24 protein-coding genes are annotated in these 25,177 nt (G+C 40.7%); 10 read left to right on the forward strand and 14 right to left on the reverse strand.

Annotated elements, in window-relative coordinates; translation table 11 throughout:
• Positions 1-226 precede the first annotated feature (226 nt).
• The gene (locus tag ACXADT_RS00885; protein ID WP_270182434.1) at positions 227-772 is read left to right on the forward strand and encodes a DUF3267 domain-containing protein; all 546 of its coding nucleotides are present in this window, start codon (positions 227-229) and stop codon (positions 770-772) included.
• Positions 773-894: 122 nt separating this feature from the next.
• Here the strand turns inward: ACXADT_RS00885 and ACXADT_RS00890 are convergent, their stop codons facing one another.
• Complete coding sequence (locus ACXADT_RS00890) at positions 895-1,491, reverse strand: YpmS family protein (RefSeq protein ID WP_270182433.1); 597 nt, start codon at positions 1,489-1,491, stop codon at positions 895-897.
• 124 nt (positions 1,492-1,615) lie between these two features.
• Between ACXADT_RS00890 and ACXADT_RS00895 the strand changes: the two genes are divergently transcribed.
• Positions 1,616-1,795: a hypothetical protein gene (locus ACXADT_RS00895; protein WP_224884855.1), complete on the forward strand. Its 180-nt coding sequence runs from the start codon at positions 1,616-1,618 to the stop codon at positions 1,793-1,795.
• A gap of 185 nt (positions 1,796-1,980) precedes the next feature.
• Positions 1,981-2,877: a peptidylprolyl isomerase gene (locus ACXADT_RS00900; RefSeq protein ID WP_270182432.1), complete on the forward strand. Its 897-nt coding sequence runs from the start codon at positions 1,981-1,983 to the stop codon at positions 2,875-2,877.
• Between the two features lie 42 nt (positions 2,878-2,919).
• Here the strand turns inward: ACXADT_RS00900 and ACXADT_RS00905 are convergent, their stop codons facing one another.
• From ACXADT_RS00905 to ACXADT_RS00945, 9 genes are all read right to left on the reverse strand, one after another.
• Positions 2,920-3,201, reverse strand: a complete 282-nt coding sequence (locus ACXADT_RS00905; RefSeq protein ID WP_270182431.1) for a sporulation YhaL family protein — start codon at positions 3,199-3,201, stop codon at positions 2,920-2,922.
• A gap of 92 nt (positions 3,202-3,293) precedes the next feature.
• Positions 3,294-4,568 (reverse strand): MDR family MFS transporter, encoded by a 1,275-nt coding sequence (locus ACXADT_RS00910; RefSeq protein WP_474832943.1) that lies wholly within the window; start codon positions 4,566-4,568, stop codon positions 3,294-3,296.
• Between the two features lie 93 nt (positions 4,569-4,661).
• On the reverse strand, positions 4,662-5,639 hold the full coding sequence (yhaM, locus tag ACXADT_RS00915) for a 3'-5' exoribonuclease YhaM (protein WP_270182429.1): 978 nt from the start codon (positions 5,637-5,639) through the stop codon (positions 4,662-4,664).
• Between the two features lie 72 nt (positions 5,640-5,711).
• On the reverse strand, positions 5,712-7,082 hold the full coding sequence (locus tag ACXADT_RS00920) for a sensor histidine kinase (RefSeq protein ID WP_474832945.1): 1,371 nt from the start codon (positions 7,080-7,082) through the stop codon (positions 5,712-5,714).
• Entirely contained in the window at positions 7,079-7,744 is a 666-nt protein-coding gene (locus ACXADT_RS00925; RefSeq protein ID WP_270182428.1) for a response regulator transcription factor, read from the reverse strand. Before ACXADT_RS00925 ends, ACXADT_RS00920 begins: the two co-directional genes overlap by 4 nt.
• A gap of 29 nt (positions 7,745-7,773) precedes the next feature.
• Positions 7,774-10,512, reverse strand: coding sequence for an ATP-binding protein (locus ACXADT_RS00930; protein WP_474832947.1), 2,739 nt, complete (start codon positions 10,510-10,512; stop codon positions 7,774-7,776).
• Complete coding sequence (locus ACXADT_RS00935) at positions 10,509-11,753, reverse strand: metallophosphoesterase family protein (RefSeq protein WP_474832949.1); 1,245 nt, start codon at positions 11,751-11,753, stop codon at positions 10,509-10,511. The genes ACXADT_RS00930 and ACXADT_RS00935 overlap by 4 nt, the downstream gene beginning before the upstream one ends.
• Before the next feature lie 121 nt (positions 11,754-11,874).
• A complete protein-coding gene (locus tag ACXADT_RS00940; RefSeq protein ID WP_474832950.1) occupies positions 11,875-13,128 on the reverse strand; it encodes an ABC transporter permease in 1,254 nt (417 codons plus the stop codon).
• Positions 13,121-14,017, reverse strand: a complete 897-nt coding sequence (locus ACXADT_RS00945) for an ABC transporter ATP-binding protein (protein WP_474814252.1) — start codon at positions 14,015-14,017, stop codon at positions 13,121-13,123. The genes ACXADT_RS00940 and ACXADT_RS00945 overlap by 8 nt, the downstream gene beginning before the upstream one ends.
• A gap of 147 nt (positions 14,018-14,164) precedes the next feature.
• Between ACXADT_RS00945 and ACXADT_RS00950 the strand changes: the two genes are divergently transcribed.
• Together ACXADT_RS00950 and ACXADT_RS00955 are read left to right on the forward strand one after the other, a co-directional pair.
• Entirely contained in the window at positions 14,165-14,350 is a 186-nt protein-coding gene (locus tag ACXADT_RS00950; protein ID WP_270182423.1) for a YhzD family protein, read from the forward strand.
• A gap of 770 nt (positions 14,351-15,120) precedes the next feature.
• Positions 15,121-15,276, forward strand: coding sequence for a hypothetical protein (locus tag ACXADT_RS00955; protein ID WP_474832952.1), 156 nt, complete (start codon positions 15,121-15,123; stop codon positions 15,274-15,276).
• A gap of 144 nt (positions 15,277-15,420) precedes the next feature.
• On the opposite strand, the gene ACXADT_RS00960 is transcribed toward ACXADT_RS00955, so the two are convergent.
• Together ACXADT_RS00960 and ACXADT_RS00965 are read right to left on the reverse strand one after the other, a co-directional pair.
• The gene (locus tag ACXADT_RS00960) at positions 15,421-16,902 is read right to left on the reverse strand and encodes an aldehyde dehydrogenase family protein (protein WP_474814254.1); all 1,482 of its coding nucleotides are present in this window, start codon (positions 16,900-16,902) and stop codon (positions 15,421-15,423) included.
• A gap of 167 nt (positions 16,903-17,069) precedes the next feature.
• Entirely contained in the window at positions 17,070-17,921 is an 852-nt protein-coding gene (locus ACXADT_RS00965; RefSeq protein ID WP_270182421.1) for a Cof-type HAD-IIB family hydrolase, read from the reverse strand.
• Positions 17,922-18,124: 203 nt separating this feature from the next.
• On the opposite strand from ACXADT_RS00965, the gene ACXADT_RS00970 reads away from it, so the two are divergent.
• Positions 18,125-18,340, forward strand: a complete 216-nt coding sequence (locus tag ACXADT_RS00970) for an FmdB family zinc ribbon protein (RefSeq protein ID WP_270182420.1) — start codon at positions 18,125-18,127, stop codon at positions 18,338-18,340.
• A 129-nt stretch (positions 18,341-18,469) separates the two neighbouring features.
• Here ACXADT_RS00970 and ACXADT_RS00975 read toward each other — a convergent pair whose 3' ends face one another.
• On the reverse strand, positions 18,470-18,841 hold the full coding sequence (locus ACXADT_RS00975) for a YlbF/YmcA family competence regulator (protein WP_270182419.1): 372 nt from the start codon (positions 18,839-18,841) through the stop codon (positions 18,470-18,472).
• 81 nt (positions 18,842-18,922) lie between these two features.
• On the reverse strand, positions 18,923-20,065 hold the full coding sequence (locus ACXADT_RS00980) for a DUF445 domain-containing protein (RefSeq protein WP_474832954.1): 1,143 nt from the start codon (positions 20,063-20,065) through the stop codon (positions 18,923-18,925).
• A gap of 129 nt (positions 20,066-20,194) precedes the next feature.
• Between ACXADT_RS00980 and ACXADT_RS00985 the strand changes: the two genes are divergently transcribed.
• The 4 genes from ACXADT_RS00985 (at position 20,195) to ACXADT_RS01000 (ending at position 25,152) form a co-directional block, all read left to right on the forward strand.
• Positions 20,195-21,547: a YheC/YheD family endospore coat-associated protein gene (locus ACXADT_RS00985; RefSeq protein ID WP_474832956.1), complete on the forward strand. Its 1,353-nt coding sequence runs from the start codon at positions 20,195-20,197 to the stop codon at positions 21,545-21,547.
• Positions 21,548-21,560: 13 nt separating this feature from the next.
• Entirely contained in the window at positions 21,561-22,613 is a 1,053-nt protein-coding gene (locus ACXADT_RS00990) for a YheC/YheD family endospore coat-associated protein (RefSeq protein ID WP_474832958.1), read from the forward strand.
• Between the two features lie 176 nt (positions 22,614-22,789).
• A complete protein-coding gene (locus ACXADT_RS00995; protein WP_474832960.1) occupies positions 22,790-23,989 on the forward strand; it encodes a YheC/YheD family endospore coat-associated protein in 1,200 nt (399 codons plus the stop codon).
• The gene (locus tag ACXADT_RS01000) at positions 23,986-25,152 is read left to right on the forward strand and encodes a YheC/YheD family endospore coat-associated protein (RefSeq protein ID WP_474832961.1); all 1,167 of its coding nucleotides are present in this window, start codon (positions 23,986-23,988) and stop codon (positions 25,150-25,152) included. The genes ACXADT_RS00995 and ACXADT_RS01000 overlap by 4 nt, the downstream gene beginning before the upstream one ends.
• Positions 25,153-25,177: the final 25 nt, after the last annotated feature.

The following is a 25,177-nucleotide window of genomic DNA, read 5'->3' on the forward strand; positions in this document are numbered from 1 at the left end:
AAAATAACTCCTCACTCTGCGATCAATTGTACTTATATTTTAACGGACTGGGGTAGGAATGAAAACGTCTTTTCCAATTCAAACCAATGCGAAAAAACGAGTATTTTGTCTAAAATTTTTTGACATATTTCAATTCTAAAAAACGTATTGATTTCTTCAGAAAATCGCTGTACAGTATACGAGTATTCAACATAATTAACATCTTAGACGGAAGCAGGTGATCCTTATGAATTGCTGGAAATCAATCTATTTAAATCGCGAATTCGGAGTACACCGACTTACGATTTTCTCTACTCTATTAACACTACTCTACTTCATTGCTTTTTACCTTACGTTCAGTATGTTCTATCCTAATACAGAACACGCGATTGTGCCGATTCTTCCTTTTCTAGGGTCGTTGGCAATTCTTTTCCCTATTCATAAGCTTCTACACTGGCTTCCTTTAACATTTGCTGGGATGAAGGCGACGATGCGATTAGAAAAGGGGTTAGCAATCGTTCCGAAGATGCATTGCGAAACATGTAATCCGATTTCTCGTAATCTTTATTTGATCGCTTCTTTAAGCCCAGCCGTTATTATCACAGCTGGTGCGACTGCATGTTCGATCGCGATGCCTCAATATGTATCGTTTTTCTCAATACTCGCTGCTATCAATCTCGGTTTTAGCTTTAGCGATTTTCTCTATGCTTCACAAGTAATAAAAGCTCCAAGACATGCTTTTGTAGAAGATCGAAGCGAAGGGTTTCACATTTTGATCAAGAGAGCATCTTGATTCTCATATTAGAAATTAAACAGAGCGCTCTCGTTAAGCGCTCTGTTCTTTTACATCTAGCAAAAAGCCGGCAGTATTGAATTCTTATAAGACTTCCTTCATAATAACAATAGAGCACAGATCTAGTTAATTGGATAGTAAGCATCAAAAATAATTTGATCATTCGGTAGATCAAATGATTGAGCTCTTAATTTCATACCATTCTTTAACTCTAGATCGCTAACAGCCATATAGATTGTTCCTTCGTCGGCATCAATCGTAATTTCAGGCGGTAACGATGCCTGTTTTTTTATAAACGAAAGTACTTTGTCACTCGGCAGCTCAAGAATTCCAATTTGAAAAGCCTTTTCTTTTAATAAGAGATCGCCATTTGGTTGGACTTGAGGTTCAAATTTAAGAAAGAAATCGACTTTCCGATCAAAAATCGTAAGATAGCCTTGAAAAGTTGCAAGCTCATTTAGGTTCACACTGTACCCAAGATTTTCTTGCTTTTCACTATACTTTTCTAGCTCGTTATTGATGATTTCATTTAGTTGGTCTTTCTTCATCTGAATAGAAAAAGTCGTTTCAAAGGACTCTTCTTCTGAAGTCTGATCTGGGATTCTAGCAAACTCGCTTTCAGGGAAATAATAGTGATAGGACCCAATTAAAACCACTATTACGATCAACACTACAGAAGCAAGTGCAATAAAAGCGGTCCGCCATTTGTTCTTTAACATTCTAACCATCTCCTTGTGGGACGAATCTTTTTCATCATACTACGAATAGACAGCTTAAGGAAATACTGTTATACATTTCTTCGCATTATCGAATTGGACTCTGGGAGGTTTTCAAATGACAATTATAGGGTTGATTTTCATCCTGTTCGCTACAATGATCTTGCTTGCATTTAATTCAATGACAAATGCATTGTGCACGAAGAAGAATATTCCAGAGGAAAAGCAGCCTAACGTCTTTCGAACGATCAATGTTTTGATCACTATTCTGCTTATTTCATCCTATGTTGAAATTCTCTTCACATAATAAAGCAAATTTGATGGGGCTTATGCCCTATCTTTTTTATTATACTGAATGATTTCGCTTTCATTGTAATATGTAAATTCTCTCATATTTCTCACGCAATTTAACTTCATCGTACAATTTGTGCTATAGTATTAATTGTGACACAAAAATGTTAAATTTAACTAACGCTTAGGAGTGTATGCTTGATGAAAAAAACGTTCATTATACTCACTGCTTTCATCACAATGCTTGCTATATCAGCATGCAGCAATGATTCAGGTGATGATTCAGAAGTAGTAGTAGAAACAAATGCCGGTAACATAACGAAAGAAGAATTTTATCAGGCTATGAAAGATCAGGCTGGTGAAACTGTACTTAGCGACCTTGTTCAAACAAAAATCCTTGAAGATAAATATGATGTTTCAGATAAAGAAGTTCAAGCTGAGCTTGATAAGATTAAGGAAAATTTCGAATCCGATGAGCAGTTAGAGCAAGCACTACAAGCTAATGGCTATAAGGATTTAGATCAGTTTAAAGTTGATGTACGTAAACAACTTCTTGCTCAAAAAGCAGCTACTGAAGGCGTAGATGTATCTGATGAGAAGCTTAAAACGTTCTATGAAGAAAATCAAAATCTATTCACAGAGCTAGAAGCAAGTCATATTCTAGTTGACGATGAAGAAACAGCAAAAGAAGTGAAAGAAAAGTTAAATGACGGTGGAGACTTCGCAGAACTTGCGAAAGAGTATTCTAAAGATGGATCTGCCCAAAATGGCGGTGATCTTGGCATCTTTAAGAAGGGTGACATGGTTGCAGAATTCGAAGAGGCTGCATTCGCTCTTAAAGAAGGAGAAGTCAGTGACATCGTTCAATCACAGTTTGGCTATCACATCATCAAGCTAAAAAGCAAAACAGTCAAACCTTTTGAAGAGTCTAAAGATGAAGTTAAAGAGCAATATCTACAGCAGAACGCAAAAGACGTTCCAACTGTAATCGACGAACTGATTAAAGAATCTGATATCAAAGTTAAAGACGATCAGTTTAAAGATCTTTTTAAAGAAAAGGAGCAAGAGCCAGAAGCAAATGAAGAAAGTGCTGAATAGCATAAAAGCCGAGAGGGAACGCTCCCTCTCGGCTTTATTTGTTCATTGTCCGCTTACACGAGCTTTTTTTCTTCTCTCCCTCTCATCCTCCATCCGCTTCACATATACCTTTCCTTCCTCTTCAATGTGGATCTGGTCGACTTTTCGATCTTCGACAGTTAATGTCATTGATTTATACCCGCTGTAGATGATCCCTGCTAAAACGAAATAAACCCACCAAGGTAAACCTGAAGCAAACGCTGTAACTGCAGAAAAGATCTCTGTAAGCTGTAAAATACTAATAATAAATAAGACACCAAGTATGACAAGAATTCCTTTTCTCACCTTTTGCCCCTCCCCTTCATTCACTTCTAAGTACAAGCTCTTCAGATTACTACACTTTATGAAGGAATAGAAAGGAATATACCATTGTTTCATCATAGAACGCTTTGATGGACCACTTCTTCCTTTGCCTCTCTTAATCGAAACATCACGTAATACAATAGTGCTGCGATAATAGCTAATAAACCGATGATAGAGAATGTCCACGTAAACCCTACTAGAGCAGTTAATGGGATGGCTAGTGGGGCAATCGTTCTACCGATCGTAAACCGGAGACTAGCTGCTGCAAAGTATTGCCCTCTCATATGTTCTGGCGCTAACCTTGAAACAAACCCTTCCTGAATGCCGACAACCATAAGCTCCGCCATCGTAAACAGGAACATCGCAAAAACAAGCACCCATACGTGGGTGGTAAATCCAAACACAAGCATACTAAACGTATAAATAAAGCAAGAAGCAATGAACACCGTTTTCTCTTTGAAGTGATTCATTCTTGTAGTCATATAGACAGTTAATAGCGCAACTAGTAAGCCGTTTTCAGCGATGAGCCACCCGAAGATTTGCTTCCCATCTGCTTGAATATTGAAGAGTACAGATTGTTCTGGTACAGACTCACTAAGGTAGACCGCGATCAAGAGATCAAGTTGCATAAATGTCTGCGCAACGAAAATTCCTGCCAGAATGAAGAGTAGAAACACTTTGTCCTGAACGATGACCTTATAGTCTCGCAACTGCTCTTTCATAAACCCATACCACTTAGTAGATGAATCTTTCACGAGCTTTTTATCCATTTGCTCTGGAGCCGTTTCTCGAATGAATGTACTAATCACCACAGCAACCCCGAAGCTCACGATCGCAGCCGTGAGCAATAGTCCGAATCGATACTGGAAGAAGAAAATTCCGCCGAGTATTGGTCCCACTACAACGGATATATTCAATGCAGTATAGAAAACGGCGAACACCGTATTTCGATCCTTTTCATCCACAACGTCAGCTACCATCGCATGACTAGCAGGCCAATAGAGTGCGCCGAAAATGCCAAGTATAGAGAAACTGATGAAAGTTAGCATAGGGGAATCGAGCCAAGGAGAATTTGCATAAGCAAAGAGTAGGAACGTTATCCCTTGTCCGTACGCGGCGATTACCATCATTCGTTTACGACCATACTTATCTGCACAATAGCCTCCTACGAGATTTGCTAGGACACCAAATACTTGAGAAAGCACAAGAAGTAGTCCTGCCATCCCTTTCCCAAATGAATCAGAAAAATAGATCGCCATAAAGGGGAAGAACATCCAGAACAGAACGTTGATCATCCCTTCACCAAACAGACGAATTTTTAAATTTCGATCCCAATCTCTTAATTTCATCTTCTTTTCCTCCATACATCCATACAAATGATTAGACTTGCTCACAGTAAAATAGAGAAACGCTCCGTAGCGTTTCTCTATCGATCTACAACATTATGATTTGGCTGTTTCCTTTTGGACTGTTGCCGGAGTATTCGGTTTATAGAATGAACGATTATCAAGTGCAAACACACGATCTGTGAATTCGCCTGGCTCGACTTTATCTAACGCACGGTCGAGCATGTTCATCTTTGCATCGATGTTATCGATCATATGAAGCATTTCTGCTTCTCGAATCATAGGAGGCTTCGGACTGCCCCACTCTGCCTTTCCGTGATGGCTAAGAATCATATGTTGAAGAAGCGTCACTTCTTCTCCATCGATTTCTAGTTCTTTTGCGGCTTGTCCGATCTCGTTCACCATGATCGATATATGTCCGAGTAGCTTACCTTCCTTCGTATAGCTCGCTGCTACAGAACCTGATAGCTCAACGACTTTCCCAAGATCATGCAAGATGATGCCTCCATACAATAGATCCGTATCGAGGGACGGATAGAGAGTCGCAAGTGACTTAGCGAGGTCTAACATCGAAACGACATGGTACGATAACCCTGAAACAAATTCATGATGGTTTTTTGTCGCCGCAGGAAAAGTTAGAAAATCATTTTGGTGTTTTTTTACGAGATGACGCGTTATTCGTTGAATGCGAGGGTTACGCATTTCAAATATATATTGAGTGATTTTTTCCATAATATCATTTACTTCGAGTGGAGCCGATTCAACAAAATCCCCAACTTTTACTTGATCCATTTCAGTGGCTAGACGAATGGTTTTAATTCTAAGCTGGTTTCTACCTCTATAGCTGTTCACATCCCCAGTGACTTTAATGATTTGTTGAGCATCAAAGCTCTCTTCATCTTCTGGAGAAGCGTCCCATAATTTCGCTTCGATATCACCCGTTTTATCTTGGAGAATTAGCGTAAGAAATGGCTTCCCATTACTTGCTACTCCTTTTAATGATGATTTGATCAGCACATACTGATCGACCGGTTCTCCTACTTTATAGTGCCCGATTCCCTTTGATTCCTTCATCTTTCCACCTCCGTGTCAACATCTATTTTCTTAGTATAGCATAGCAACCAACCGGTTCGATTCAATTTAGTTTCAAACGATGTTCACTTTTTTTGGTATGACGATAGAGAAGGTTACACCGTCCTCTTCATTTTCTACTTTTGCATATCCCTGATGACGTTCTGCTACCTTCTTCACGATTGCTAGGCCGATGCCAAACTGTCCTTTGTCACCCTTTTGGAATGGTTCAAACAGTCTTTCTTTTTCTCCCGATTTAAACGAGATCGGTTCACCGTTGTTACTGACGCTAATAACCGTCTTTTTTTCATCTTCTCTCGCTTCGATTTGTATGTCACTCTTTGCATATCGAAGGGCGTTCTGAACAAGGTTATCAAGCGCCGTCAGCATCTGCTCTTGAACAGCCGTTAACAGGACGTCTTCACCAGTTATCGAAATCTCTACATCGTCTCGTTGATACATGAAACGTTCCCTAATTTCTTCTGCAAGCCCTCCAAAACGAAACGTTTCATATCTGCCTTCAGGCTCATCGATCGAATCTAGTTTTATATAGGTGAGCATCGATTTCACTCTCTGCTCCATCCGGTCAGATTCGTTCAATATAACGTCCATTGTATTCTCCATCGAATCGGGCATCACGCCGTCCTTAATGGACTGTGCGTAGCTTTTTATAACCATAATCGGCGTTTTTAACTCATGTGACGCATGTTGGATGAACGTCTTTTGAGTTTTGTCATACCGCATCAAGTTTTGTCTCATCGATTCGAATTGATTCGATAGCTTTTGGAACTCTTCATCGCCTTCCCAGACGAAAGGCTCTTTCCAATTTCGGTTTGCGATTTGATCAAATCTTTCTCCTAGTACAGTTAGTGGCCTTCTTAAGTATCGCGCGATCCACATCGCAGGGAGTAAACTTAGAACCATAGCGAACGCCAATATGATGATGAGTCTCCACCATAAACGCTCGATCATCTGATTACGATACGTATCCCACATATAGGAGATGAAGTAAGCTTCCTGACTATTAACCTGAACTTTTGAGATCACGTAAAAAAGGGACGCCTGGTTATTGTACGTAAGTTCATATCTCGCTTTTGGCGTCTCTTGTTCAAGAGCGTTTTTACGCATTTCAACGATTACGGCATCAGGAATTGGGTCTCCTTGTAGTGGCCCTCTATATAATCTAGTAATGAGCGTGTGTCCTACAGAGCGAGAGGCATCCCTTCGTTCGATGAAATCTTGATCTGTCTCAGGAGGGAGAGGGGCATCCCGGTCAGGGAACGTATACCGCTGCTGTTCAGATTCAATAATCTGATACGTTTCTTCAGTAAGTGTTCCTTTGATCGACAAAGGATAAATAACCGCAATGACGACTCCCACGAGTAGTACGAGTATCATAAACGACAGCCATATACGTTTCGTTAAATTCACGCGAAGCAAATTCATGTGATCAACCGGTAACCAAGCCCGTAAGAAGTCTCTAGATTCATGCGAGGCATTTTCTTCCGAACACGTCTAATCACATCATCCACCGCTCGATCTGAACCGAAATAATCTTCTCCCCAAACATGAGTTAGAATTTGTTCTCTAGATAACGTTTGATTCACGTGCTCTACTAAATATAAAATTAAATCCATTTCTTTCGTCGTTAGTTCGATCGGTTCTCCTCGATCTGTAACTTTGCGAGTAATTGGATCTACTTGATATTCGGATACTTCGTATTTCTTTTGGGATGCTTGCTGATAGACTCGATTCAATAGCTTTTTTGCTCTGATAATCAACTCTCGTGGCATGAAGGGTTTAGCGATGTAGTCATCGCTTCCAAGTTCAAGCCCCACAATTCGATCGAGATCTTCATCTCTAGCCGAAATAAAGATGACCGGAACATCCTTCTCCGCTTTAATCTTCTTAAGTAACTCATACCCATCTATTCCAGGAAGCATGATATCGAGAATCCAAAGGTGACACGAATCGTGGATGTTGTCCATCGCATCTTCACCACTCAAAAATGTCTTAACTTCAAATCCCTCTTTTTCCATATACGTTTTCAAAATTTGGACAAGGTTTTCTTCATCTTCTACTAGATTGATCTTATAGGTTTCTTCCAAATCCAATCACCTCATTTTAAAATACCTTCCTAATGGAAAACACGCTCGAGCTTTATAACATGATCATCGATGCTATCTAAAGTCGTTTGATGGCAAGTTAGCATCAACACTTGCTGTTCTTTTGAAAATTCTTTTATAAAACCTTTCGCCACTTCGGTGCGCTTTTCATCGAAATTCACGAAGATATCATCTAATATTACGGGTAATTTTATCGAAGTGACTGAAGCAAGGGCAAGCCGTATACAAAGATAGAGCTGTTCCGCTGTCCCTCTGCTTAATTGCGAAGGAAGATAGACCGTACCATCTCTATGACGAATTTGAAAACCATTCTTGTCTTTAGGAGCATGAATTGCAGTGTACCTTCCATCCGTTATCGCTGAAAAATAGCGCTCAGCATGGTGTAGCACAGCTGGTAGGCGTTCTTCTTGATACTTCGCTTTCGCTTTTTGTAAAAGCTCTGAGGCGACTTTAAACACTGCCCACTTTCTCCCTAGTGAATGAAGCTCGTCTTCCTTTTGCTGACTTTTTAAAAGAAGATCTTCTAACGTTCCATCTTCTGTAAGTGTACGAAGCTGTTCCTGATGCGTTGCGATATCTTGGTAAAGCTTTTGTTGTTCTTTCATCAAGACACCTTCCTCTTTCTCAATCCCAGCCTTTTCTTCTTCAATCTCTTCAACTGAGGAATGGTTTATACCGGCATCTTCAGCTCCGTCCAGTTGTGAATCAACAATTACTTTTTGACTCAACAGTTCCCTCGCTTTTTTTTGCGCATTACCCTTAACGCGAAACGCTTCTTCTGTATTCACTTCTGCATCGACAAATAATTGATCGATCTGCTTGTTATATGAACGAAGCTTTGCTTGTTCATTTTTTTCTTTTTGCTTAAGGCTTGATAGCTTATCATGCAGTTTTTCAATGTGCTGCATGGTCTCCCTTTGCTTGTCTGCTACTAACAAGAGTTGCTGAATGGCTGTCTCTACGTCGTGAAATTGGACCTCGACTTCTTCACATTTTTTCTTAATTCCATCTTCAACTACCCGCATCTCATAGTCAAGTTCCTCAATTTGCCTCTCAATAACTTTAGCGTCTTGTTTCATCTGCTTGATGACGGCAACCTTTTCAACTAACTCGCTCATCAGTTCAGGTGATAGTTCAATATGGAAGGAATAGTCTGCTTTCCATTTTTCAAACGCTTCATCCAACTGGAACCTTTCTAGCTCCCATTGATCTACTTTTTCTGCGGCTTTCGTATACGTCCTATTCAACCGCTCGACCTGCTCTTTCACACTCTCTGAACGCCTTCTCAGTTCGCGCTGTTCTGCATGTTCTTCATCACTTTTCTCACCGGTCAACCTCATGACTATGGCCCCAACTATTACAATCACTGCTGCACCGATTGCTAAAAACCAGTTTTCAATAATACCAATTCCGAGGAAAAGTATTAATGAAATGAAGAGCATGACATTTGAAGATCGATATGTTGATTTTTTTGTTGAATGCTCTTCGGGACGGTCACCCTTTCTACGAGCGAGTAGCCTTTCGTACTCACCTTCCTCCCTTTCAAGTTCTTCACGTGCAGATAATAGTGAGTCGTTCAAATAATCATACTGTTGATCAGACCGCTGATAACGCTGAACGAGTGCTTTTAGCTCTTCTTTCGCACTAAACGACGTGACCATCTTACTTATTTGATGTTCTGATAGCTCTACTTCTTTCAAACTCGAATGAAGCTTATTGTCTCTCTCTCGTTTTTCCTTTTCTAATCGCTTCTTCTCGTCTTGTTTCGTTCGGTATACGACCAATTGCTCATTCAACTGGCTCACATGATGAAGGAGATCATGACGACCTTGGAGTTCCTGAGTTGTGATCTCTTTCTCAACCTCTGCCTGCTCGGTTTGAACTTGTTCGATCTCACCGGAAGTAATGACGACTCTCTCTTTCCATTTATCTAGTTGTGAAAGCCCATCTTCCGGAAAAGGAGTATGTGAAGGAAGAGACTCTAGCTGCCTATGTAACTTTGTTTGTTCTTTTACTAAAGGCAAGATTGTCTTTTCATAATCTAACTCTCGGCGTTTCTTTTGATAAGAGATCAACACTACCTTATTTTCTTCGATTCTTTTCTTCAGTGCTTCGATCTTATCTACCGTCTCGTTATACGTACGATTTCGCTTCTCTAGTTCATAAACACTTTTCTTAGTGTTTTCCCATTCCTCGAGCTTTGCATTGATAAGAGGCTTTCTTCCATTAGGCTTGAACAGTTCACTCTGACGCTTCTCCAATTCTTTCTCGATCGTAAGTAGAGATGCGCCCCCTGTCATCCCTGCTTCATAAAGGATGCTGTTCCAGCTCTCTTCACTATGATCAGTATGATCATGTAACGTGTTCAGATTACAAAAGAAAAGCTGTCTAAATGTTTTTCGATCCATCCCTTTCAACAATCGAGCAAGGTCCTCTTCACTACCTATTGTGCCGTCGAAGTAATGAATCGTGACATCTCCAGATGCTTTGCCTCTCGTACGCTCGATCGTTATTGGGCTTCCATCGAGTTCAAAGTACAAACACCCGCCAGTGCGAGAATACTTTTTCACAAAATAGCTCTCTTCTTTTCTACTAGAAAAACCAAATAAAACATTCTCTATAAAAGCGATTAAAGTCGACTTACCAGCTTCATTTTCTCCATAGATCGTCTGGAGCTGATCTGATAAGGTGGAAACTTTGTAGTCCTCAAATTTCCCAAATCCATAAATATGCCACCCGATCAGTTTCATGATGACCGCCCCCCTTTATCATCTACTAGATATGAGAGCAGCAATTCTTCAGCCTCTTCCACGACTGTACTTTGATCTTCGATGGGAGGAAACGCTTTTTTTGCCCTTCTGTGATGATAGAGAGGAGCGATGCTTTCTGTTACATCCTCAGTGCTGTACGAGTCTGAAACGTGAAGTAAATCTTGTAAAAATCCGTCCTGCTTTCTAAGCTCATTTCTATCCCAGGATGGCTGAGAATGAAGTGAAAGCTTATAAGGCCATACGAATCCATCAAGCTCTCCTTCTTTTCCAATTTGAAGAGCCTGCAATAAATCATCAAGTACGTCATCTTGTAATAAGTGATGATGAAGAGTGCTTATTCCAATGAATTCAAACTCGACTAAGTGGCCACCAGAACTGTACGTCTCATCATGAAGACGTTCCTCACAAATCCGAAGAAGATCCTGAATCGTTTCGATCTTTGATAGATCGATGGTTTCCTTCTGCCATGTCACATCAGAAGTAGAGTGAAAGGTTGTCGTAACGTTCCCTTCGTCCATCGATACGATATAACACCCTTTTTCCCCAACTTCTTTTCGATGAGCACCTTGTATATTCCCTGGGTATATGATCGGTGGATTTTCTACTAAAATCGTTCGAACATGAATATGACCGAGCGCCCAATAATCAAAGTTTTTATCGATCAAATCGCTTAAAGTAAAAGGGGCATAAGACGCATGGTCCGTGTTTCCTTCTACGTTTCCGTGCAGCATTCCGATCTGATAACTTTCATCATCCATTCGTTCAAAATAAGTGGACATATTTTCACTAACATGCCGACGAGGATAACTAAACCCATGAATATCAGCAAGCTTCTCATTTTCTCGATAGAAAGGAACAGACTCTACTTCCGGTCCGAAAAAATAGCTGCTCTTAGGCCAATCGATCGCGTTCCACTCCCCATCGAGAGCGTCATGATTTCCATGAGAAAGAAAGCTACGAATTCCTGCTTTATCTAGACGTTGAAGTTCACGGTACAAAACCATCTGAGAGTGCAGGCTTCGATAACTGCTATCGAAAAGATCTCCTGCAAACAAAACAAAATCAACGCTGTTCTCTAAAGCTACATCGATCAGTTTATGTAACGATCGATGTGCACTATCCTTAACAAAGTTATGTATATCTGGAGGCAAGCTTTGTGCTCCAGAAAAAGGTCTGTCTAAGTGGAGATCCGCACAGTGCAGGAATGAAATTTCTTTCATTGCTTACCACCCTTTCTATTGCTATCTACCTTTAATTTTACCACATTAGGTAGAGCGCACGTTCGCATTGTATGTTTCTTCATAAAAAAAACCGTTCAAGAAGTACTTGAACGGGCAAACATCAATTATCTTTCTTAGATAATTTAAGTGCTTTTCCAATGTCTTTAATAGATGATGATTTTCCATACATCAGTACGCCACCTCTATAAACTTTTGCACCGAGGATTGCAAAGAACACCGTCGTTCCCACTAAGAGAACAAGACTAAGTGCGATTTCCCAAAACGGTACAGAAAGCATACCTATTCGTAAGAACATCACGACAGGCGTAAAGAATGGGATGTACGATGTCACTGTAATGATTGGTGCAGATGGTGTCGATAACCCAAACATTGCGATGAAGAACGCAATGATAATTAAGAATTGCACAGGCAGAATGACTTGTTGAACTTCTTCAGCCCGACTTACGAGAGATCCAACCATGGCAAGGATCGTTGCATAAAGCAAGTAACCTAATACAAAAAAGAGGACGGCATAGATAACAAGTGACGCTGATAGATTGCTAAAGTCGAGAAACGACATAAACCCACTTGTTGTAAAGTCATCATCCTTAAACTTCAGGAATAAATAACCACACAAAATGATGACAGCATACTGAGTTAATCCTAATAGCGCTACCCCTAGTATTTTTCCAAACATTTGTTTAACAGGAGATACGCTCGAAATAAGAATTTCCATCACTCTAGAAGATTTTTCTGCTGCTACTTCTACCGCAACCATGTTTCCATAAAAGATGACAGAGAAGTAGATCACAAACAAGAGGATGTATACAAATACTCTTGCTTGATTCAGTTCATCTTCGGTTTTGGCTCCTTTTTCAAGTGCTATCTTTTCAAACATTACTGGTTGATCGATCTTAAGCAGTTGCTCCTGGGTGACCCCCGCTTGTTCTGCTGCGATCGAGCTCTTTATTTGTTGAAGGGCAGACTGCAGAATTTGCGGGGTTTTTTGCTCCGCTACTGTTTCAGCCTTATAAACTCCTTGAGGATTCCCGTCCTCTGTACTTTCTAAAACAAGGTAACTATCGATCTCACCTGAATCTATTGCTTCTTGTGCTTCTTCCTCACTTCCTTCGTAGGGCATAATCTCGATATTGGACTCCATCAGAGAGAGCTGTTGGTCTAAAAGAGAATAATAAGACTCTGAGCTCATTACGCCTACACGGTCAGCTTCATCTTTATCGAACGAATCCATAATGCTTGGAAGATTTGTGATTAAGAAAATAAAGAGTATCGTTACTAATGTCGTAAAAATGAACGGTTTGGATTTTAATCGGTTAAAGTAGGTTTGAAACAACACGATGAATAGCTTATTCATACGAAGCACCTACTTTCTCAATAAAAATGTCATTCAGAGAAGGTTCTTCTAACGCAAAATGTCTAACAAAACCGTTCTTCATCAATTCAGTCAGCACTTCTTGTGAAACAGCTTCATTTTCAATCTGTATGATCGATTGATTGACCCCGCTCTTTATCCGAAGGACACCTGGTATGTTTTTAAGAAAAGCGAGATCAAAATCAACGTTCACAATAAGGTTTTTCTTACCATACGATTGCTTGATCTCTTTTAAATTACCATTCACCACAGGTTTCCCTTTATGTAAAATACACAAGTGCTCACATAATTCTTCAACATGCTCCATTCGATGACTTGAGAACAGAATCGTCGTCCCCTTCTCCTTTAGGTCGAGAACAGCGTCTTTTAGTAACTCTACATTAACAGGATCAAGACCACTGAATGGCTCATCGAGAATAAGCAACTCTGGTTTATGGATCACTGCCGCTATAAACTGTATTTTCTGCTGATTCCCCTTTGATAAGTCCTCGACTTTTTTATTCGCATTTTCTGGCACACCAAAACGTTCGAGCCAATTTTTCATTTCGATCTCAATCTCTTCTTTCTTCATCCCCCTAAGCTTCCCAAGGTAAATCAATTGCTCTCTAACCTTCATCTTTGGATAAAGTCCTCTTTCCTCAGGTAGATATCCGATAAGATGACTTTTATTATATGATATGTCATTATTCTTCCATGAAATCGTTCCATCCGTTTGATCGATCAAACGCAGCAACATTCGAAACGTTGTCGTTTTACCCGCTCCGTTTCCCCCGAGCAACCCGAACACTTCATTTTCTGGAATCGATAAATTCAACCCATCGACAGCAGTAAACGAACCAAACTTCTTCGTTACATTCTCTAAACGAAGCATCTACTTCCCCCCTATTTCGAAAATCGATTATCCACTCATACTACTATAACGTTTCTCACTCTTAAAAGATTCGTTTTTTCTGAAAAAAGTGACAATACCAAATCGAATCGGTAGAATAATAACTATAACTAGTAGGAGGGACAGCACATGGAAAAGTACATTATCACAGCATTTGAAAAAGACGGAACCACCATCCTAGACGACAGCTTCGAAGCCCAAAACGACAAAGACGCAAAAAAAATAGGCCAAGAAATTCTAAACGAAAAAGGCTTCGAATCCAAACCCGCAAGAGTCGTTTCCTCAACCGGTAAATTGATTGTATTGCAACGCTGAAAAGCGGAGGTAGCCGTTTAGGTCCGACAAGCGCTGGAGCCCTTTCGTATGAACACGCTTTTTGTGTTCCTACGAAAGGGTGAAGCGATCGAGGACCTGGCTACCGCAGCTGGACAATGAAAAGCGAAGGCGAGCGTTCAGAAACGGAGAGATTGGAACTCTTGAAATAGAACACGCTTTTTGTGTTCTGTTGAAAGAGTGAAATCTTGGAGTTTCTGCGAGCCGCAGCTGGACTAATGAAAAGCGGAAGTGGGCGCTTAGGCCCGACAAGCGCTGGAACCTTTTCGAATGAACACGCTCTTTGTGTTCAATCGAAAAGGTGAAGCGATCGAGGGCCTGCCCACTGCAGCTGGACATTCGAAAAGCGGAAGTGGGCGCGTTTTAAATCCGTAGGATGTTGGAGCCCGTGAGGATGAGACGATTTTTGTCTCAACCGAGGGGGCGAAACAGCCGGAGGATTTAGCCCACTGCAGCTGGACAATGAAAAGCGAAGGCGAGCGTTCAGAAACGGAGAGATTGGAACTCTTGAAATAGAACACGCTTTTTGTGTTCTGTTGAAAGAGTGAAATCTCGCAGTTTCTGCGAGCCGCAGCTGGACAATGAAAAGTGAAGGCGAGCGCTTAGAAACGGAGAGATTGGAACTCTTACGCATGAACACGTTTTTTGTGTTCCTGCGTAAGAGTGAAATCTCGTAGTTTCTGCGAGCCGCAACTGGACTAATGAAATGCGGAGGTAGCCGTATAGGTCGACAAGCGCTGGAGCCCTTTCGTATGAACACGCTTTTTGTGTTCCTACGAAAGGGTGAAGCGATCGAGGACCTGGCTACCGCAGCTGGACAAACGAAAGGCGGAAGTGGGCGTTTAGGCCCGACAAGCGCTGGAACCTTTTCGAATGAACACGCTCTTTGTGTTCAATCGAAAAGGTGAAGCGATCGAGGGCCTGCCCACTGCAGCTAGACAAAAGAAAAGCGGAGATAGCCGTTTAGGCCCGACAAGCACTCCAACCTTCCCAAAACGGAAACACTCAAAAAAACGCTAGTCCAATTCGGACTAGCGTTTTTGTTATTAAACTTATTTAAGGTTGATCCACACGCTCTTAACTTCAGTATAGTTATCCAACGCGTAAGAGCCCATTTCTCTTCCGATACCAGACTGCTTGTATCCTCCGAATGGAGAAGCAGCATCGAATGCATTGTAGCAGTTCACCCAAACTGTACCTGCTTTAATGCGATTCGCTACATAGTGAGCAGACTTCAAGTTCTCAGTCCATAGTCCAGCTGCAAGGCCATAGTTAGAGTTGTTTGCACGCTCTACAACTTCATCTAAGTCCTCAAACGGCATAGCTGCTACAACTGGTCCAAAGATTTCTTCTTTTGCGATCGTCATCTTATCATCAACATCTGAGAAGATTGTCGGTTGAACATAGTAGCCGTTCTCATAAGGAACTTGTCCACCAGTAAGAAGCTCAGCACCTTCATCTTGACCTTTTGAGATATACTCAAGAACTTTTTTATGCTGCTCATCTGAAACAAGAGGTCCCATTTCAGTAGATGGATCAAGACCTGAACCTTGCTTAATCTTCTGACTGTGACTAACGAGGTCAGCCATCACATTGTCATAAGCTTTCTTCTGAATAAAGAGTCTAGAACCTGCAGAGCAAACCTGTCCCTGGTTAAACATAATACCGCCTAGCGCTCCAGGAATCGCCTTTTTCATGTCTGCGTCTGGCAGAATGATATTTGGTGATTTACCACCAAGCTCAAGAGTCACTCTCTTAAGGTCGTTTGACGCCTGGTTCATAATATATTTTCCTACTTCAGTTGAACCAGTGAATGCAATCTTATCAACTTCAGGATGCTTTACAAGTGCATCTCCTGCTGTTTCTCCGTATCCTGGAACAATGTTGATAACTCCTTCTGGGAATCCTGCTTCTTCCATTAGTTCTGCAAGATATAGAACAGAAAGAGGTGTTTGCTCTGCTGGCTTAAGAACTACCGTACATCCTGTTGCTAGAGCCGCACCAAGTTTCCACGCAGCCATTAGTAACGGGAAGTTCCAAGGGATGATCTGTCCTACAACTCCGAGCGCTTCATGACGCGTGTAGTTGAAGAATGGACCATTTACTGGAATTGTTTGCCCCATAATTTTTGTTGCCCATCCAGCGTAGTAGCGGAAATGCTCGATCGCTAGAGGGACATCAGCGTTTTTCGTTTCACGTATTGGTTTACCATTATCAAGCGTATCAATCATCGCTAGCTCTTCTTTGTTCTCTTCCATAAGATCAGCTAGCTTATAAATTATTCTGCTTCTCTGTGAAGCTGACATTTTAGACCATGGGCCGCTATCGAATGCCTTTCTAGCCGCCATTACCGCTTCATCAATATCTTCTTTTACTCCTTCACTTACTGTTGCAAGCACTTCACCTGTTGAGGGGTTGAGCGTGTCGAAAGTTCTTCCTGATAACGAATCCTTAAACTGACCATTGATATAAAGTTGTTTCTTGCCTTTCAAGAATTCAGCTACCTTAGGATTCATGTCGAGAATTTTTTCCATTAATAACCCTCCATAATTTCAAAATTATCAAACATTATACTTATTAGATATTTTTCTTTGAAAGCCTTTTCATTTTGCGAAAATGCGCCAAAAGTCTCATAAAAAAAGCGCTTATCTCCTCGAAATTGAGGAAACAGCGCTTAATTTTGCCAATAAGTGTTGAAAAACTACCTTTTAAGTTGAAGGCGCATTTGCTTTCTAAACACTTCTTTCACCATGTAAGAAACCCCTTGCTGATCGTTCGATCGTGTGACCCAGTCCGCTAATCTCCTTATTTCTTTAGGAGCATTCCCCATCGCGACACCGAGCCCAGCTTGATAAATCATCTCTTTGTCGCAATCTGAGTCACCTATCACTACCATACTATCAACAGAGATTCCGAGATGATCTCCTAAAAGACGAAGGCTCTTCGCTTTAGAGACACCTTTAGGAATGATTCCGAAATTACATTTTGTAGAGCGAACAATTGAAATAGTAGGGATGAGGTCTTCCAAAATTCTTTTGGCTTCCTCGCGTTCATCTTCGTTAAAAAAGTGCGCATCGATCTTAGGTGGTGACAGCTCTTTCTTCTCTAAATACTCACTAAGCGTCTCAACAAAATTCACAGGATAGAAAAGCGGATCTCCGATTCCGAGCGTCATCTTCGCTGACAGGTAATGGTTCTGATTCACCCGGTTTCCAACCGCTAACCGTTCATGAATGATACGAATATGGCAATCAAACTTTTCGAGTATATGAATGATGTCGCGAACATCATCTTTACTGATTCTTTCTTGATAGATCGGCTCTTGTACGTTTTGAGCGATAAATGACCCGCTATGAGTCACTATGATCGAGTCATCTAACTTAACGGATTTTGCGATCTTTTTAGCAGAGGCGAAATTTCGACTAGTTATCAGCGTGACATAAACCCCTTTATCTTTCACATACTCAATGGCTTCCTTCGTTTCCTTGTCGATTTTATGATTAGACCTAAGCAGCGTACCATCAATATCTAAAGCCAATAGTTTATATACCATGTCGTCCCCCCTTTTCACCTGAAAGTCGTCCCTATGTCATTTATTTTTATGAAGGGTGTAATTTGTCCTATCACAAAATTTTCTCTAGGAAAATCTCTTTAGAAAAAAGCGTTTAAGTTTTTCTTCTCGTGGGAACTTCTACTATAAATCCAATTATATTACAAAATCATTACAATAAAACTACCATGAAAGGGGTATTTGAAATGACAGAAGGCAAAGAGAGAATCAGATTTGATTGTGTAGGTACGATTACTCAACCACATATATACAAATGTACGACGTGTGATCATGAATTCAGAGGAAAAGTTCAGATTGAAAAACACGAGCTTCAGTGTCCTGAATGTGAGTTGGAAGAACGAATCATCACTCAACCGAAGCAGTTTGAAGTAGTCGGAGTAATTGAAAACGTTGCGTCATAAACATAGCTAGAGTCATGATAGTTTGCTCATTTCATGAGAGTGACGTGAGTAAACCTTCACTCAAATAAGCAAGCTATCATGATCGAATAAAAAGAACTCCCGCAATGATTTGCGGGAGTTCTTTTTGTCTTATTGTTGAACGTTGTCTTCGTCAGCTTTACCGTAAAGGTCTTCAAGTGGCTTCGTAACGATCTTGTTGATGTCTTGAATCACTTGGCTCATACGCTGCTCTTGCTGCATAAGCTGGGAAATCACTTCGTGCTGTTGAACAAGTTCTACTTGCTGTTGAGCAGTTTGCGCTTCCTCTTCAGTGATTTGCTGACCAGTCATTTGCTTCTGTTGAAGCTCCATCTGCATGTTACGGAAGTTATCGAATAACTTCTTCGCAACTTCATCCTGGTTTACTTGATCGTAAAGTTCCTTAAGTTTTGTGTAGTCCTCATGCTCGCGCATAGCACTTTCTAGCTCATAAGCTACATCGTAAAGATTTTTTTCAGCCATGATATATACCTCCTTAGATTATAAGGATTATTTTCGCTCTCATAACCCCGTACCTACCCACTATAACAAAGACCGACCAAATCATCCAATAATCGTAATAATGATTCCCTGAACAACTCCGATCAATCCTCCAAGAACAGCCCCAAGGTACGTGATCATCTTAAATTCTCTTCTAGAAATTGACAGAACCATTTCTTCGATTCGTCCAACCGAGAAGCCTTCCACCTGACTCTTTACGATTTCAGCAAGCTGTAGTTGTTCCATCAACGGCTGTAATTGGTGACTTAAGTAATTTCCAGCTGCATCTACGATTCTTGGAACAAAGTCTTCAATGATTCGATCCTTAAACGGTTCGATTGCTTTCGACAGCGGCAGTTCCATGATCTGGTCGATGGGAAGCTCCTTTACAATCGCTTCAGAAAGATCGTGTACGACATCGTTCAGATTCACCTTATCTTCAAACGTCTCAACTTTACTTTCCTTTATCGAACTCCACTCTTTTTCAAGCATCGTGACGATGACTTGTTGAATATCTTTTTGTTTTAACAAACGAAGAAGTTCAGGCTGGACCTTATCAACGATCCTCGTATTGGTAAAGAACATATTGATCATGCTTCCTAGTGTTCCTCGTTCTGCTAGATAAAGATCGATCATCACCGATAATTTTTCTTTACCTTCTGGCGAAGCGATATAATCACTGACTTTTGTTAGGATCAAATCAGAAAACGGTTCGATGCCACTATCGACTTTCGAAACAAGCCTATCAGGCAGCACTTCTCCTACTTCCTTCGCCTTCAATTCGTTTACCTTCGCTTCAAGCTTTCCTTTTATATACGCTCTCGCTTTTTCCTTCGTCACAGTAGATGGTGATTCCATATGGAGACCTTTTGAAATCAGTTCTTCGATCGTATCTTCTTTCTCAAGATACTTCATGACTTCTTTTTGAGCATATTCGACCATCGTTAGCTTAAAAACAGGATCATGCATTTTCTTCTGAATGCCTTCTGGTGTTAATAAATGTTCTACAACCATTCTACCGAGTTGTACCGCCAATTCATCTCTGCGCTTAGGGATAAGACCAGGAGTAAACGGAACTTTCCACTTCCCAATATATAGCGGTTTATATGGTCTGAATAGCATTTTTATCGCTAATGAATTCGTAAATCCACCTATGATCGCTCCGATAACGACCATAAATAGAATCGTAATAATAATGGACGACATAAACAATCAACCTTTCTATCTCACGTTTTCACAAAGAAAACTCCATCTTCATAGTATACGTTATCCGCAATTGCCTATCCAGTTTAAGGAAGGCAATCTATCGAAAAAAATAGTTGAACGAGGGTTTCTATGAAACATACACATAAAGTGATCTTACACCCTTTACTCGAAGAAACGGGTAAAAACCGACTAATTATTCCTGAGTACCTAGCTACTAGATGGCACATAGAGAATACAGACGTATTTTTTAAATGCGGATCTCTTCAATATCCAGTTCACCTGGAGAGCTATGAAACAAACTCTGATCAAGCAGTGTATTGTTCAGAAGAGATCTTGTCACGCCTTTTCATTCCTAAAAACGAACTACGTGTTCTACTATCCTTTTGTAAAGAAACTAGCGTGATTACGTTAGGACCGATATTCTGCCTGACTACGAATGCGCAAGGAAAGGAAGACACTCCTTTTTCTGCTTATACTGATTTTTGTTTAGAAATTGCAAAGTACTGCGAAGAACACCATATCTTCTTTTTTGTTAACACTTTAAAAAGGTGGGACAACAACTCAGTAATCGGGACGAGATGGCAAACTGACCAATGGATTGAAGCCCCACTCCCATTACCTTCCATCATCTATAATCGCATTCACTCAAGACGGTTAGAGAATTCAAGTGAAATAGAGAGCTTGAAGGAATTATGGCGAGAGCTCAACATACCTTATTTTAATGAAGCATTCATAGATAAATGGGATGTTCACGAAAAACTACTCTTATATGAGGAGCTCGCTCCCTACCTCCCTGAATCAGACATACTCGATACGATCGATAAAGTTGAACAAATGATGAATAAGTACAACACCATCTACCTTAAGCCGATTAACGGTAGTCAAGGAAGGCACATTTATCGGATCAGTAAGAGTCAAGATTGTTATTTGCTGGGCTATTCGAGTTTTAGCGGAAACAAGGCACTAACCTCCCCTACATTATCAGGTCTCTATCCTGCTATACGAGCGAGAAGCAAAAAGGTGCCATATTTGATACAACAGGGCATCCCCCTCTTTGAGGTAGGAGATTGTCCAGTTGACTTTCGCATTCTATGTTTAAAGGGACCTGGTGATAAATGGAGGGTTGTTTCAACAGTTGCGCGAGTATCTCAGTCGAAAGATCAATTCGTTTCGAACATTGCTCGAGGTGGACTCATCAAGTCAGTAGATGACGTTCTCTCACAATTTGATAAAGTATCCCGAAAACAAATCAAACGAATTCTTCCAGAGCTCGCTCTAGAAGTCTCTAAGGTAATCGATGGTGAAACGGACGGGATGTATGGAGAGCTCGGTATCGATTTAAGCATAGATAAAGAAGGGCATCCATGGATAATCGAGGTAAACACAAAGCCTTCAAAAACCCCTGATCACCCTTCGAGCACCAACTGCCGTCCATCTGTAAAAGCATTGATTCAATTCGTTTATTGGTTCACTTCTAACTAAGAGAGGTGAAAAAATGGCTACTCTCGGAATCATGCAAACCTCATTTCGGCATGAGAAGCGTTATATGCGTGAACTCGCAAGAGCTGGTACGACCTGTGGCTTTATGGTGTTTCGATTTCAACCAAGTGGGGGTTTCCGATCGACCCTTCAAGGATTACACTACGATCATGGTCATGATCGATGGAGGAAAGCGACATTTGAAGTTCCAAGTTTTATCTATGACCGTTGCTTCCATACAGCTCCAACAGAGCAATCCCTTACGTTCATTAAAGAACTCAAACAATACTCAAATACCGTATTCCTTGGATATGGCTTGCCAGGGAAGTGGGCAGTTCATAACGTTCTAAAAAACGACAGTGATTTGAACGAACACCTTCCTCAAACGTTTCAGCTCAACTATCGAACGGCTATGAAAGTCATTCAAAGCTTATTAGATGAGAAAACGGAACTGTTATTAAAGCCCATTAATGGATCTCAAGGGAATGGCCTGGTCCATATCACACAGCGTGATGACGTTTTTCATTTGATAATCAATCATAAAGGAGACATTCACCGTCATAATTATGATACAACCAGGTCTTTTCATACTTTCATTGAGAACTTACTTTCAAAAAAGGAGTATATGGCACAGGAGATGCTTCATCTCCGAGATCAAAATGGTCGTCCATTCGACCGAAGAGTGGTGATGAAAAAACAAGCGGATTTATGGAAGGAGCTTGGTCGAGGAACGCGGGTTGGATTGCCTCATTCGTTCGTTTCAAACCTTCATAGTGGCGGAGTGATTAAACCATACGCTGACCTTGGTTTAAGTAAAGACCTTCTAGCAAGAGCAGATGAAAAGATTTCTGAGCTTTCCTTAAGAGCAGCTAGACTGTTAGAGCTGCATTTTCCACCTAAATTTGAGCTTGGACTCGACTTTGGTATTGATCAAACAGGACATGTTTGGCTTCTAGAAGCCAATTCAAAACCAGGACACTCGATACTTCAAAACAAACAAGATCTCCACCTCCTTCCTTTTCAATACTGTCGATACCTCCAATCTCAAAAGAAAGGGGTAAACAAATGATGACAGATCCATGTCCTTTAACAAAAGACACCACATCTTCTGGGTGTTTGTATGTTCCCCCCTCAACGTTTAAGTCGTATGTTGAAAGGGTCTCCTTTCCTAACAAGCTTTGTTTTGGCACGAGGACATCTTTTTGCGCTGTGTCTCCACACCCAGACAACAAGGAAGAATATATGATGTCTGAAGACTTGTGGAAGATACTCGGTATCCCTGAGAAAACTTCTGTTCACCTATTTCAACATGGAGACTCTCTTCATATTGGTCCTCTTATCGGAGTATTCACAGCTGGCTTTACAAAAGATAGTATGCGTCCGATTGGTGAACGAAGCATGTACTTTGCGAAGCTAATGACTGCAGCGAGGAAATGCGGTGCTTTTGCCTTTGTCTTTGGTGCGCATCAAGTGGACTTTAAGGATCAGTCGATCAAAGGACTCATGTATAACAAAAAGGGTTGGAAACAAGTGAAAGTCCCGCTTCCTGACGTGGTGTATGATCGGCTGCCGAATCGAAGCTCAGAATCCCTAGAACAAGTGGCATCTACAAGGCACAAGCTACAATCTCAGTATTTGATCCCGTGGTTCAACCCTAGCTTTTTTGATAAATGGAAGGTGTTTGAGAAATTACAGGAAGATGATGCCGTTCGTCACTATTTACCAGGAACGATACTCAATCCAAAACAAGAAACCCTCGCAAAGATGCTAGAAGAGTATGAACAGATCTATATTAAGCCAGCTAACGGTAGTCTTGGTTTAGGGATCCAGCAAATCCTTAAGCCGGCTAACGAAAATTATTACTATTGTCGCTTCCGAACTGGCAAAGAAAACAGACTAAGGAGCTATAGCTCACTATCAAGATTAATCAAACAACAGTATCCTTCTGGGAAATTAGATGGATTCATTGTTCAACAAGGAATCGACCTTCATAAAATTAATCAGAGGCCAATGGATTACCGTGTTCATACAAATAAGAACAAGGATGGGAAATGGGAAGTTAGTGCGATCGCTGCAAAAATTGCTGGAGAAGGCAGTTTAACGACTCACACGTCATCTGAAGGCACAGTAAAAACATTAAATGAACTCGTTACAGATTACGGTTTTAGTAAAGATTATGAAAAATCATTGAGTGAAGCAGCATTAAAACTTAGTCATTCACTCGATGATAAAATACCTGGTTTCATCGGAGAGTTTGGTTTCGACCTCGGTATTACTAAAAACGGTGAGATCTATCTGTTTGAGGCAAATTCAAAGCCAGGAAGAAGTATATTTGGTCATAAAAGATTGAAGGCAGAAGAAATGAGTACACGGGTTCTTCCGATGGAATACGCGATACACCTTGCTAAATCTGCAATTGAAAAAGCTCTGGTTCACCACAGATGATCACGCTATATTATGATGATGAAACGAAAAGATGGTCTCAAAGAAGTACGTATCAAACATTATATTGGGGGAATGAGCAACGTCCGCTCTTCCCCCCTTCAACTAAACTTGCTAAATCGATCATCAAGATTTACTCAAGTAAAAACGGCATTCGCCCTTTGGTTGGTATTCTTGCTGGAGATAATGCAAACCACCACTTTAGTGGAAATGCAGCGATCTTCCATTCGATTCAAAAAGAGATCACCAAACAAGGTGGTTTATCTTTCGTTTTCACTCCTAGCAGTTTTTATAAGAACGATATCCTAGGTTATATCTTTGATGAAATAACACAAAAATGGACAGGTTATCGGTTCCCTTATCCGAACATCGTCTATAACAGAATTCCGAATCGAGATGAAGAACGATCTATTTCAGTAACCAACATACTGAATTATTTAGATAAAAAGAAGATTCCATACTTCAACAAGCGTTTTTTAAATAAAGCAGACCTATACGAGCTTCTAAAAACTCATGAAGAATTGAAACCACATTTGCCACCTACAGAAATTCTGACAAAAGACACACTAGAACCTTTCCTACAACAGCACCCAATCGCATACTGCAAACCTTCTGCTGGATGTAAAGGTCACGGCATCTTTAAGCTCGAGAAAATCATGAATGCATACAAATATAGTGACCATGAAAAGACACATTTGTTTGAAACGGTTAACGACCTCAACACCTATTTGAAACCACTCCTTAAAGAAGTGTATTTAATCCAAAAAGCTGTCTCACTTTGCACGCATGGCAGCTATCGATATGATTTCAGAGTTTTGCTCCAAAGACCTTTTGACGACTGGTCCGTGACTGGAATTGGAATACGCGCAAATCACAAAAGCCGTTTAACAACCCACGTTCCAAGAGGTGGACGCATCCTGTCTTTCACAAAACTTGCGAAACCTATGGATGAAGAAAAGATCAACCAGTTAGCTATTTCTACTGCATCACTTCTTAAGAAAGAAGGTTTTTTCGCTGAGCTTTCAATGGATATTGGAAAGGATGATAATGGACAGCTATGGATTTTTGAAGTGAATGCCAAACCTATGCGTTTTGACGAACCGACCATCCACCGAGCTTCGATGTCTTCCCTTATTTCTACCTTCCGCACGTTTTCAGCGTATTAGCTTGATGTGGTATGATAGAAAAAAG

The sequence above is a fragment of the Anaerobacillus sp. ABR4_321 genome (assembly GCF_056158505.1).

What these genes read in the sequence shown, in the direction of transcription:
- ACXADT_RS00970 (WP_270182420.1), top strand. Translation starts at nt 18,125, where the DNA reads ATGACAGAAGGCAAAGAGAGAATCAGATTTGATTGTGTAGGTACGATT.
- ACXADT_RS00960 (WP_474814254.1), bottom strand. Translation starts at nt 16,902, where the DNA reads ATGGAAAAAATTCTCGACATGAATCCTAAGGTAGCTGAATTCTTGAAA.
- ACXADT_RS00965 (WP_270182421.1), bottom strand. Translation starts at nt 17,921, where the DNA reads ATGGTATATAAACTATTGGCTTTAGATATTGATGGTACGCTGCTTAGG.
- ACXADT_RS00910 (WP_474832943.1), bottom strand. Translation starts at nt 4,568, where the DNA reads ATGAAATTAAGAGATTGGGATCGAAATTTAAAAATTCGTCTGTTTGGT.
- ACXADT_RS00890 (WP_270182433.1), bottom strand. Translation starts at nt 1,491, where the DNA reads ATGTTAAAGAACAAATGGCGGACCGCTTTTATTGCACTTGCTTCTGTA.
- ACXADT_RS00935 (WP_474832949.1), bottom strand. Translation starts at nt 11,753, where the DNA reads ATGAAAGAAATTTCATTCCTGCACTGTGCGGATCTCCACTTAGACAGA.
- ACXADT_RS01000 (WP_474832961.1), top strand. Translation starts at nt 23,986, where the DNA reads ATGATCACGCTATATTATGATGATGAAACGAAAAGATGGTCTCAAAGA.
- ACXADT_RS00940 (WP_474832950.1), bottom strand. Translation starts at nt 13,128, where the DNA reads ATGAATAAGCTATTCATCGTGTTGTTTCAAACCTACTTTAACCGATTA.
- ACXADT_RS00955 (WP_474832952.1), top strand. Translation starts at nt 15,121, where the DNA reads ATGAACACGCTTTTTGTGTTCCTACGAAAGGGTGAAGCGATCGAGGAC.
- yhaM (WP_270182429.1), bottom strand. Translation starts at nt 5,639, where the DNA reads ATGAAGGAATCAAAGGGAATCGGGCACTATAAAGTAGGAGAACCGGTC.
- ACXADT_RS00920 (WP_474832945.1), bottom strand. Translation starts at nt 7,082, where the DNA reads ATGAATTTGCTTCGCGTGAATTTAACGAAACGTATATGGCTGTCGTTT.
- ACXADT_RS00975 (WP_270182419.1), bottom strand. Translation starts at nt 18,841, where the DNA reads ATGGCTGAAAAAAATCTTTACGATGTAGCTTATGAGCTAGAAAGTGCT.
- ACXADT_RS00930 (WP_474832947.1), bottom strand. Translation starts at nt 10,512, where the DNA reads ATGAAACTGATCGGGTGGCATATTTATGGATTTGGGAAATTTGAGGAC.
- ACXADT_RS00995 (WP_474832960.1), top strand. Translation starts at nt 22,790, where the DNA reads ATGTCTGAAGACTTGTGGAAGATACTCGGTATCCCTGAGAAAACTTCT.
- ACXADT_RS00885 (WP_270182434.1), top strand. Translation starts at nt 227, where the DNA reads ATGAATTGCTGGAAATCAATCTATTTAAATCGCGAATTCGGAGTACAC.
- ACXADT_RS00945 (WP_474814252.1), bottom strand. Translation starts at nt 14,017, where the DNA reads ATGCTTCGTTTAGAGAATGTAACGAAGAAGTTTGGTTCGTTTACTGCT.
- ACXADT_RS00900 (WP_270182432.1), top strand. Translation starts at nt 1,981, where the DNA reads ATGAAAAAAACGTTCATTATACTCACTGCTTTCATCACAATGCTTGCT.
- ACXADT_RS00980 (WP_474832954.1), bottom strand. Translation starts at nt 20,065, where the DNA reads ATGTCGTCCATTATTATTACGATTCTATTTATGGTCGTTATCGGAGCG.
- ACXADT_RS00950 (WP_270182423.1), top strand. Translation starts at nt 14,165, where the DNA reads ATGGAAAAGTACATTATCACAGCATTTGAAAAAGACGGAACCACCATC.
- ACXADT_RS00985 (WP_474832956.1), top strand. Translation starts at nt 20,195, where the DNA reads ATGAAACATACACATAAAGTGATCTTACACCCTTTACTCGAAGAAACG.
- ACXADT_RS00990 (WP_474832958.1), top strand. Translation starts at nt 21,561, where the DNA reads ATGGCTACTCTCGGAATCATGCAAACCTCATTTCGGCATGAGAAGCGT.